Annotated in this window: 12 protein-coding genes; 9 read left to right on the top strand and 3 right to left on the bottom strand. The window is 28.2% G+C overall.

The features are described from left to right. A partial coding sequence (locus tag C6988_RS00955) for a polysaccharide biosynthesis protein (protein WP_182132685.1) occupies nt 1–432 on the bottom strand: 432 nt, incomplete at its 3' end. Between the two features lie 68 nt (nt 433–500). Continuing rightward, nucleotides 501–1142 (bottom strand): PIG-L deacetylase family protein, encoded by a 642-nt coding sequence (locus C6988_RS00950; protein ID WP_182132683.1) that lies wholly within the window; start codon nt 1140–1142, stop codon nt 501–503. 81 nt (nt 1143–1223) lie between these two features. On the opposite strand from C6988_RS00950, the gene C6988_RS00945 reads away from it, so the two are divergent. From C6988_RS00945 to C6988_RS00910, 8 genes are read left to right on the top strand one after another with little or no spacing between them, the layout of a single operon-like run. Continuing rightward, entirely contained in the window at nt 1224–2186 is a 963-nt protein-coding gene (locus C6988_RS00945; RefSeq protein ID WP_182132681.1) for a methionyl-tRNA formyltransferase, read from the top strand. 10 nt (nt 2187–2196) lie between these two features. Then, entirely contained in the window at nt 2197–3183 is a 987-nt protein-coding gene (locus tag C6988_RS00940) for an N-acetylneuraminate synthase family protein (protein WP_182132679.1), read from the top strand. Nucleotides 3184–3205: 22 nt separating this feature from the next. After that, on the top strand, nt 3206–4234 hold the full coding sequence (gene pseG, locus C6988_RS00935) for a UDP-2,4-diacetamido-2,4,6-trideoxy-beta-L-altropyranose hydrolase (protein WP_182132677.1): 1029 nt from the start codon (nt 3206–3208) through the stop codon (nt 4232–4234). 31 nt (nt 4235–4265) lie between these two features. Next, nucleotides 4266–4667 (top strand): acyltransferase, encoded by a 402-nt coding sequence (locus C6988_RS00930; protein ID WP_182132675.1) that lies wholly within the window; start codon nt 4266–4268, stop codon nt 4665–4667. Nucleotide 4668: 1 nt separating this feature from the next. Next, a complete protein-coding gene (locus tag C6988_RS00925; protein ID WP_182132673.1) occupies nt 4669–6189 on the top strand; it encodes a capsular polysaccharide export protein, LipB/KpsS family in 1521 nt (506 codons plus the stop codon). Further along, nucleotides 6176–7204: a Gfo/Idh/MocA family protein gene (locus tag C6988_RS00920; RefSeq protein ID WP_182132670.1), complete on the top strand. Its 1029-nt coding sequence runs from the start codon at nt 6176–6178 to the stop codon at nt 7202–7204. Before C6988_RS00925 ends, C6988_RS00920 begins: the two co-directional genes overlap by 14 nt. A 42-nt stretch (nt 7205–7246) precedes the next feature. After that, nucleotides 7247–8503, top strand: a complete 1257-nt coding sequence (locus C6988_RS00915; protein ID WP_182132668.1) for a DegT/DnrJ/EryC1/StrS family aminotransferase — start codon at nt 7247–7249, stop codon at nt 8501–8503. A gap of 55 nt (nt 8504–8558) precedes the next feature. Next, the gene (locus C6988_RS00910) at nt 8559–8996 is read left to right on the top strand and encodes a GNAT family N-acetyltransferase (protein WP_182132666.1); all 438 of its coding nucleotides are present in this window, start codon (nt 8559–8561) and stop codon (nt 8994–8996) included. Nucleotides 8997–8999: 3 nt separating this feature from the next. Here C6988_RS00910 and C6988_RS00905 read toward each other — a convergent pair whose 3' ends face one another. Then, nucleotides 9000–9773 carry a cytidylyltransferase domain-containing protein gene (locus tag C6988_RS00905; protein WP_182132664.1) on the bottom strand — a complete coding sequence of 258 codons (774 nt, stop codon included), beginning with the start codon at nt 9771–9773 and terminating at the stop codon, nt 9000–9002. A gap of 118 nt (nt 9774–9891) precedes the next feature. On the opposite strand from C6988_RS00905, the gene C6988_RS00900 reads away from it, so the two are divergent. Further along, a complete protein-coding gene (locus C6988_RS00900; protein ID WP_182132662.1) occupies nt 9892–10983 on the top strand; it encodes a hypothetical protein in 1092 nt (363 codons plus the stop codon). The last annotated feature ends 44 nt before the right edge of the window (nt 10984–11027 follow it).

Below are 11027 nucleotides of genomic sequence, written 5' to 3'. Positions count from 1 at the left end.
GCCATATAATGTAGATGGGTTTACTGCTTTGTCTGTACTAATATTGATAAATTTTTTGGGTTTAGTTCTATTTGCAATTTTGATCAAATTAACTAATCCATTAACATTAGTTTCAATTGTTTCAATAGGATTGAATTCAGAAATTTCTATATTTTTAATTGCAGCTGCATGAAAAATAACATCCACGTTATTACATGCCAATTCTACTCTTTCCTTATCGATAATACTTCCTAATAGTAATCTTAATCTAGAATCATTAAGAGTATGTTTTAGTTTAAAGAGTGCATGTTCGTTAATGTCTAAAACCCTTACTGAATCTATAGGGAACTCTAGAATTTTTTTAGTAAGGATAGAACCAATACTTCCGGCTCCTCCAGTTATCAATATGGTTTTATTTTTTAATTCAGAACTTAAGGAATTTTTCTTCTTCATACCGTCTCAAAATCATTTTTTTTACTTAGATATATCTCTAATTCATTGATTGATAAAATTAGTGTATTCTAAGCATTGATACTTCGAATCAATTCAAAAGCCTCCGCATTTCTTAAGCATGATTCAACACCTCTTTGAATTGAAAGGTTTTCAATTGCTTTTACTGATCTCGGATGAGGAAATTGTCTTACCTCGCTTTTATAACAATTAAATGCACGAATTTTATATTTTAATTCTTTTTCTATATTTTCATATACAGTTGAGATGAATTTTTTTCTTTGAATGCCAGGAATTTCATATGCCAACAATTTTTTTACCGAACTTGAATAAGGCCTGGTTGTAATTAATGAGGATTCGTATACAATTTGATGATCTCTATTATAATCAGAATTTGAAATCGTGTATACAATCTTTGGCTTAAATTTTCCAATTATTTTTTCAACTGATCTGTTTATTTCAAGAATAGGAATTTTATCTAATTTCATATCTGGAAAATCTAAAAAATAATAATCGCGTATACCTAAAATTTTACCTGACATCATACAATTTTTTTTCCTTTCATGAATCATTTTTTTATCCGAATACTGTGCTGACGATCCATCCGTTAATGTACATAAATGGACTTGATTGTTTCTAGATAGTTTTTTGATGGTTCCGCCCATACCTAAAACTTCATCATCAGGATGGGCTGCTAACACCAGAATATTCATACACGGTCTAATAATTACTTGTAATAATAATTTTTGATTATATTTATGAAGTATTAAATCTAGGTCTGTGTTCTTTTTTTTGTGAAAATTGTGTTTATAAGTGGTGTAAAATTTGGGAAGGAACTTTTGAAAGAATTATTAGAAAATGATTTTGACGTTAGTGCTGTTTTTAGCTATGAAGAATCAAAACAAAAAATCTATAGTGATTATTCTTCGTTTGATGATATTTGCAAAAAATTCAATATTAAGAACATCAAAGTCAACAACATTAATGATTCAGAAAATGTTGAAGTTATCAAGTCTATAAATCCAGATCTAATCTTAGTTATGGGATGGTCACAATTATTACAAGGCAATATAATTTCTATACCAAAATTTGGTGTTATTGGCTCACATCCTACAGAACTCCCAAAATATAGAGGTAGAGCTCCTATACCTTGGACAATTTTAAAGAATCTAAAAGAAAGCGCTTTAACTTTTTTTTACATTGAGGAAGGAATTGATAATGGTGACATACTGGATCAAATGAAATTCAAAATTAATGATACTGATGATGCAACAATACTTTATAATAAAATTATTAATTTGGGAAAAATAATGATCGTCAAGAATTTAAAATTAATTCAAAACAACTCTGCAAAAAGTATTAAACAGGATCCAATGAAATTTATAGAAAATTGGCCAAAACGTACCCCTGAGGATGGTTTAATTAATTGGAACAAAACCTCTGACGAAATATTTAGATTGATTAGAGCTACTACTCATCCTTATCCTGGAGCATATACACACTACCACGGGAAAAAACTTAAAATTTTCAAAGCTGAAGTAATTAATAATAATATTTCTGAACCTAGAAAAATATTATCTGTTACTTCTACTGGAGTTCATGTTGGAACGAAAAAGGGTGTTATAATATTACAATCAATCCAATTTATGAATGAAAATGAATCAAATGCATCATTATTTTTTTCCCAAAATGACGTCGGTGATTATTTAGAATCTACTTTTCCTAAAGATACAAATATTCTACCATTAAATCCTTGATTGGTATAAATTGGCTTCAAAATTTTTTGGTCATTCAGTTTTTGTAATTGCTGAAGCAGGAATAAACCATAATGGTGATATGAGAATAGCTAAAAAAATGATCAAGCAAGCATCCCGATGTGGAGCAGATGCTATTAAATTTCAAACAGTTATCCCAGATGAACTTTTTTCTGAATATGAAAATCCAGATATCTATAAAATGGCAAAAAACTGGATTCTTACAAAAAAAGATCACATAGAATTGAAAAAATTTGCATTAAAAAATAATATCGTATTTTTTTCAACTCCTTTCGGAAGAGAGTCAGCTAAACTATTACATGAAATTAATATTCCGATCTTTAAAATTGCCTCAGGTGAAATTACTAATCACGATTTAATTACTTTTATTGCAAAAATGAAAAAACCTGTGATCTTATCAACTGGAATGAGTAATATTGACGAAATATCTTCCGCAGTAGGAATATTAAAAAAATATAATTGTCCTCATGTCATTCTTCATTGCGTTTCATCATATCCAACAACAAATTCTGATGCAAATCTTTCTACAATTCCTTTTTTAAAGAATTTATTTAACTCCCCAATCGGTTTTTCCGATCATACAGTTGGTCTGGAAGCTAGTATGGCAGCAGTTTCTTTAGGCGCATCTGTCATCGAAAAACATTTTACATTAGACAAGGAAATGGAGGGACCAGATCAAAAATTGTCCTTGAATCCAACTGAATTTTTACAACTTACAAAATCTGTTCATGAAATTGAAAAAACATTAGGTAGCCCAAAAATATACCCAGTAAAATCTGAACTAAAATTTCAAAAGAATATGAGAAAAAGCATTGCTGCTTTAGTTGATATTCCAAAGGATTCTCCTATTCAGCGTTCTATGCTAACGTTTCTAAGACCAGAAAGAGGTATATCGCCTTTAATGATGGAAAAAATTATTGGTCGAAAAACTAAATCTTTTATTAAAAAAGGTACTATACTAAAATGGAATCATTTTTGATTTATAATATCTTATCAATATTATGAAAACTCAAGTTTGTTGTAGATGTCTAACAGAGAATAAAACTGGATATGGTAATTTTAACAGATGTCTAACATTAGCTAAGCAATTAAAACGAAAAAAAATCGATATCATTTTTTTAATAGATAAAAATAAAAAAATTATTAACAAATTAAAAGCTAGTTCCTTTTCTTACTGCTTAATTCCTGATAAATACTCAAAAATAAATGAGCATCAATTTATTCTGAAATTTTTAAATCAAAAAAATTTACATTCTATTATTATTGATATGCGTCAATTTGGCGAAAAATTATCAAAAATTCTACATGAAAACGATAAACGTGTAATTTTAATTGATGATGTTTGGTCCAAAAATATCTATTCGGATATCTTTTTTAATTCAACCAATGTAGTTAATCTAGATAAGTATAAAATAAAAAATAAATCCTGCCAAATTTATTCTGGTCTAAAATATTATCCAATAAATAAAAATTTTTTAAAATATCGAAAAAGATTTACTGATATTACGGATAAAGATATTTTAACTTTAGTAATTAGTATGGGAGGATCTGATCCAAACAATTTAACTTATAATCTCTTAAAAATTATCAAAGATTTTAATCAAATCAAAATTAATGTAATATTGGGACCGTTATACAAAAATTTTAAAAATTTAAAATCCATGATAAAAAATAGTGATAATGTTTGTCTTATACAGACGCCAAAAAATATTTTTAAAGAATTATCAAAAGGCGATGTTGCCATCACCAATGGTGGTAATACTCTTTTCGAAATTATTGCTCTTAGAATCCCATCCATTGTGATTCCATCTTTTAAGCATGAAGTTTTTTACGCAAAAAATTTTTCTAAAAATAAATGTATCATAAATTTAGGATTTCAACAAAAAAATAAAAAAGTAGTTTACAACGCACTTAATAAAATAATTAAAAATACAAAAGTGCGTAAAGATTTACATCGTTCAACATCTAATCTAATAGATGGTAATGGATTGGAAAGAATGTCAAAAATAATATCATATTTTTTACAATGAGGTTTTATACCCTAACTATAGAGAAAAACCAATGAAGTCAAACTCTGAAAAATGGAAAAAACCAGTTATATCCCATGGGAAAATGACCAAATATAATTACATAGTTCAATATCCTGAGAATCTAAAACTGGGAAAAAACTTCGATATTGGAGAATTTACTTACATAAATTCTCAATTTGGCGTTATTATCGAAGATAATGTCCAGATAGGCTCACATTGCTCCATATATTCAAATTCTACAATTGATGAGAAGCATGGAGCAGTAAACTTAAAGAAAAATTGTAAGATAGGAACTCACAGTACCGTTATGCCAAATGTAACAATTCATGAAAATTCCGTCATCGCAGCTCATTCTTATGTTAATACAAATGTTCCTAAAAACCAGATGTGGGGAGGAGTACCAGCTAAGTTAATTAAAAATTTAGGTTACTAAATTGAAACAAAAAATACTTTTTTGGATAACTGGCCCTGATCTTTATTTTTCAATTGCATACAAACTTCAAAATCTATTAAACGTTGACCTTTATGCAATTTATGAAATTCCATCAAGAAATAAACTATTTTTTGAAAATCAAACATTTGTGAAGTTTGTAAATACTTGGAATTATTTCGAATATATTAAGAAAGATAGTCATTTTGATCTTGATTATCTTCACAATTTTGAAAACAAGTTCAAAGTAGATCTTTGGAAGCTTGTATTAAATGAAAGATATTTTCAATTTAATAATTTTTATAAATTTTCTAGAGAGGAAATACTTTCTATCTTAACTCAAGAATGTATGCTTTTTGAAAATATTTTGTCAGAAGTGAAACCAGATTTTTTTATTACCTTTGATACGCCTTTTCACTATAACCGATTATTTTTTGAAATGTGTAAAAATCAAGGAATTAAAACATTAATGCTTCAATCATCTCGTCTTGCAAATAAATGCATGATTTCAGAAGACCCTCAAAAATTACCTAATTTTGACATTAACTCGAAATTAGATAATAACTTAGATTCATTTGTAAAATTACAAGAATATATAAAATCTTACGATTACTCAAAACAAGCAAAAGAAAATTTTCTAGGTTTTTCACCAAAAAAAAGTAGCATGTTATTAGCTTTATTTGATTACATTACTTCAGATAATGATATAACAAAATCACATTATTCATATTATGGACGGAATAAAATTTCTGTTTTATACAAGAAAGCGTTAATTGAATTAAAGACAAAATACAGAAAATCCTTTATTAATAAAAATTTTTTAAAAAAAATAGATGCAGAAAAATTTGTCTTTTTCCCATTACATATGGAAATTGAACAATACCCACTAATTGTCGCTCCATTTTTTACAAATCAATTGGAAATTGTTTGTAATATTGCAAAGTCAATACCTATTGATTATCAGCTCTATGTAAAAGAGCATCCTGCACAATATACTAGAGGTTGGAGATCAATTTCAGATTATAAAAAATTAATGAATATTCATAATGTAACGCTCTTGCATCCTGACATACCTAGTCATAATATTTACAAGAAATGTTCTTTAGTGATCTCTATTGCTGGTACATCAAGTTTTGAGGCGGCATTTTACGGTAAACCCTCGATAATTTTTACTGATCTATTTTACGATTCTCTACCATCAGTTTCTAAAGTTACATCTATTCAGGAACTACCTAGAATCATTAGAAAATCTTTAGAAACTAAACCACAACCAAGCGAAATATCTGATTTAATAAAAAAATTAGACTCCCTCTCATTTTCATTCAATTTTCATGAATTTTTTATAAATGTCTCCAAGAATTTTTATTTTGATGGAAATAGCACCAATGTAGAAATTTCCAATGAACAGATGAAAGAATTTTTAACTAAACATGATACATTGATTGAACAGATTACCCTAGAACATATTAAGCGAATTAACATATTAACCAAAAACTCTGCTAAGATCTCAAATGAAAAAAATTAACTGTGCCGTAATTGGATGTGGGAGGATTGGCTGTGGATTCGATGACAACCAAAATAAAAAAATTCTTACCCATGCAGGTTCTTATTTTTTCAATAAAAAAACAAATCTTGTTGCATTATGCGACATTGATACCAAAAAATTGAAAAAATATGGGAAAAAATATCAAATAAATGGACTTTACACTGAAAGTTCTAAAATGTTTGAATCAGAGAAAATAGATTGTATTTCAATTTGTACTCTCGCTGATTCACACCTTGATTTGGTTAAAGAAGCCATAAATTATAACGTTAAAGGTATCTTTGTAGAGAAACCAATTAGTACTAATTTAAAGGACGCTCAAACTATTATCGATTTATGTCAACAAAATCAAGTTAAATTAGCAGTAGATTTTCAAAGACGCTTTGATCCTTTTTATCATGGAATTAAAAAATATATTTCTCAAAACAAACTAGGCTTAATTCAACTTGTTCAAGTATACTATGGAGGTGGTATTGCCAATACAGGTACTCACCTTTTTGATTTATTGAGATATTTATTTGGAGAAATTAAATCGGTTAGAGCGAATTATTCTGTAAATAAATCTGCTAATACAAATGATCCTAATATTGATGTTACACTGGATTTTTTTGATAGTATGATATGCCAAATTCATTCTTTGGATTACCGAAATTATGTATTATTTGAAATGGATATTTTAGGTAGCAATGGTCGTTTAAAGATCAATCTTGTAGAAAATAAGTATATTTTTGAATCCGTTAAAAAAGGAGAAAACGTAGCAGGCTACAACACTTTACACAAGAATTATCTCAATTTTTCAATTTCTAAAAAATCATCCATTTTCTTAGCCATTGATGATGTCATTAACTGTTTAGGAAAAAAGAAAATACCCATGTGTACTGGAGTTGATGGATACAGATCTTTAGAATTAGTAATAGCGTGTCATTTGAGCTCACAAAAGAAAAATAAAGTTTTGTTACCAATAAAAAACCTAGAATATAATATATCTTCCAAATGAATCTGAAAAGATTATTATCTATCGATTTTTGTTGAATCATCAATGGCAGTTTTAGCAATTAAGGGCGGTAAAAAAACTAGAGAATCTTTGTTTCCAAAACATCCTATTATTGGTGATGAAGAGAAAAAACAAGTATTAGAGGTACTTGAGAGTGGAAATATATCTACATTCATCGCTAGCCCTGGGGAAAATTTTTTGGGCGGTAAAAAAATTAAAGAATTTGAAGAAAAATTTTCAAAAAAAATTGGAACAAAGTTTGGTGTCGCTTTTAATTCTGCATCGTCCGCTCTTCATGCCGCAGTAGTAGCTGTTGGGGTAAAACCTGGGGAAGAGATCATTGTTCCTCCAACTACATTTACTTCCACTGCAACATGTGCTTTGATGCATAATGCAATTCCAGTTTTTTGTGATGTAAAAGAAGACATCTATTGCATTGATCCAAATAAAATTGAAAAATTAATTACACCTTTAACAAAAGCAATAATTCCAGTTCATCTTTTTGGTCATCCTTGTGATATTGATGAAATAATTACCATAGCTGAAAAACATAAACTAAAGGTGATTGAAGACTGTGCTCAGGCATTAGGTGCTGAATATAAGGATAAAACGGTTGGTACTTTTGGAGATTGTAGTATTTTTTCATTTCAAGAGTCAAAGACTATTATGACAGGAGAAGGAGGTATGCTCTTAACTGATAGTGAAGAAATTGCAAACATTGCAAGAATGGTGAGAAACCATGGTGAAGTTATTTTACCTACTATGAAACAACGTTCCTACAGAACAGAGTTTTTAGGCTGGGGGTATCGGATGACAGAATTAGAAGCTGCATTAGGAATTGCACAAATAGAAAAACTTGATACATTAAATGCTCAAAGAATTACACTCGGAAATTTTCTTTCCGATGAAATAAATAAAATAAGTGGAATGAGTCATGTAAAATATGATAATGTAAAACATGTATACTGGATGTTTGGTTTTACATATGATGAAAAAATCATAGGTATTCCTAGAAATCTATTCTGTGATGCTTTACGACAGGAAGGAATCCCTTGTTTTGCTGGATATGTTGAACCTTTACATCTAAACCCAATTTATACGGAAAAAAGAGCATTTGCGTTCAAACATTATGAAGGAAATGCAAAATATGGTAAAGGAGTTTGTCCCATAGCTGAAAACCTTCATGAAAAATTACTCATAAATACAATTATCTGCAGACCTCCCGCCACCATAGACGATATGAAAGATGTTATACGGGCAATCCATAAAATTATAGATAATAAGGGAGAATTATTGAAATAATTTTAATAATTCGTACATTGATAAGGGTTAAAAGCAAAATATCAAATTGATAATTATGAATGAGTCAACAGAGAAATTTTTCTTCAAAAATAAAAATTATTTTTTACGAAAAACTTCTACCAATGATCATCCGTTTATTTATAATCTAGTTAAAGAATTTTTAGAAACGGATCTTTCTGTTACTGTCTTAACACTAATTTCATTTGAAGAATTTTTTAAAAAGAAAATTAACCGATACACAATATCTAATGATCAAAATGACTTAATCGGTTTTGTCCAAATATTAGAAAACAATGAAATTGGTTATTTTCTTGATAAAAAATTTCGAAATAAAGGAATAGGAACAGAAGCCGTATCATTATTGATGAAATTGAATCCAAAAGAAAGATACTTCGCAACTGTAAATAACAAGAATAAACCATCAAAAAAATTAATAGAAAGACTGGGCTTTTACCCAAAAGCTACTATATATGAAAAGATAGTGAATTCATAAAATCTATGAATTTTTTTTCCGTCGATTAAATTCATTTATGCCTATTTTTGCTGAATACATACTATTAATCGCAGATATCTGAGGATTTTTTTTAAGGAAATCTAAAATATCAATCATACCAAAAAAGGGGTCTCTTGGATAAAGGTTTTCATAAATCTTTTTCACAAACTCTAAGTCCTCTTTATAATCAACGGTCCAACGTAATGATGATAAATCAGTTTGATTTTCAATATTAATAATATTAAATTTATTTTTATTTTCAATAAAATATCGAAAAATATACTCTCTCCAAAACGGCTCTTTGACAGAATCATTTAACTTTTTAATTGTATCAAAATTAAATATTGCAAATTGCATTCCTTCTGGGAAAGTATCCGTAACACAATTTGTTAACAAATCTATTTTTTTATTTTCTAACATAACTTTTTTGATACCCTCTTCTATTAACTTAGTATCGATTAATGGACAATCTGCATTAATTTTAAGCATAAAATCACACTTGAATTTATTGCCAGTGTTATAGAGACGATCAAGAATATCATTAACACTTCCAGCATAAAATGAAATTTTTTCTTTAATAGCAAATTTCTGTAAGGGTTCATCTGAATCTTGATTTGTTGTGGCTAGAACTACTTGAGATAATTGAGGAATTTTCCTAAGCCGTTCATAAATATGAAGAATTAACGGCTTTCCTAATATGTCTTGCATAATTTTTGACGGAAGTCTAGATGATGCCATTCTAGCTTGAATTACACCAATAAACACTTTTTTGGTCATTGATAGATACTATCAAATAACTTCGTATTAAATTAAAATTAAAAGGCACACTAAATTTTTTCCAATATTAAAATAAAGATAACCTATTAACAAAGATAAAATAAAACGAAATATTAACTTGAAATATAAATATAATATTTTTCAAACTACCGATAAAAATAACTGGAATAATAATCTGTTAAAAGTTGACTACTCCACTTTTTTTCAAACATATGAAAATTTAATTTCCGATTCAAATGGAGTTATTCCTGTATTCATTACTGTTGAAAATGATTATGGAGAGATTAAAGGTCAGTTAGGATTAAGAATTATTAAAACAACCGTAATGTATTCCTCAAAAATTCTTAGGCAATTAAGACCTATAATTTCAAAAATTTCAAGTAGAATTATTTGGATTTATGGCCCGATCATATACTCTGATAATAAAAACGAAAGAATTGAGATACTTCAGCAAATTATAAAAGCTGTTGATGATATTGCAAAAAAATTTGATACAGTTCAAATTGAAGGTCAAACTCCTCCATGTGACTTTTCTATAGACGAAGATTACCTTAACACATTTCTAGAAAATGGATACATTCGCCATGACAACATATCGTTTATTGATGAACTTAATGTTGACAAAAATGAATTATGGCATAGAATTTCCAAAAAAACCCGTGGTGATATCACTAGAGCCAAAAGAAGAAACATAAATTCAAAATTATTAGAACGTAAAGATGAATTAGAAGATTTTATCCGACTAAATCAAGAATGGTGTAAAACCAAGGGTTTGATTATAACTGATACAAAAAAAGAAAAGGAATTACTTTGGAATAATCTTCAAAATGGTATTGAAAAAATTTTTCTTGCTTATCAAAATAATGAATTAATCTCAGCTATTAGGGTCGGTTTTTTTAATAGGACTGCATATACAAATTTTGTAATAAATTCATATTCGGATTCTACAAATTTGGGAGGTACATTACTTACGTGGATTGCTTTGGAATGGGCAAAAGACAATAATCTCAAATTTTATGACTTTTCTGGTGGGCCTATTTTAGATAAACCTTCAGACCAAATATCCTCTTTGTTATTTTACAAAAGAAAGTGGGGGGGAAAAGAAATTCCATACTATGTGTTGATAAAAGTTCGAAAAAAAACCTCATACAAATTATTTTTACTCTTTTTCAAATTATTACGTAAATATCATAATCTTCGAGCATCATAATTACGATAATCAATTTTTTTATTCAACAAATATTAACCTAATTT

The sequence above is a fragment of the Nitrosopumilus sp. b1 genome (assembly GCF_014078545.1).
Taxonomy (GTDB): domain Archaea; phylum Thermoproteota; class Nitrososphaeria; order Nitrososphaerales; family Nitrosopumilaceae; genus PXYB01.
This window is presented reverse-complemented; position numbering and strand designations above follow the sequence as displayed.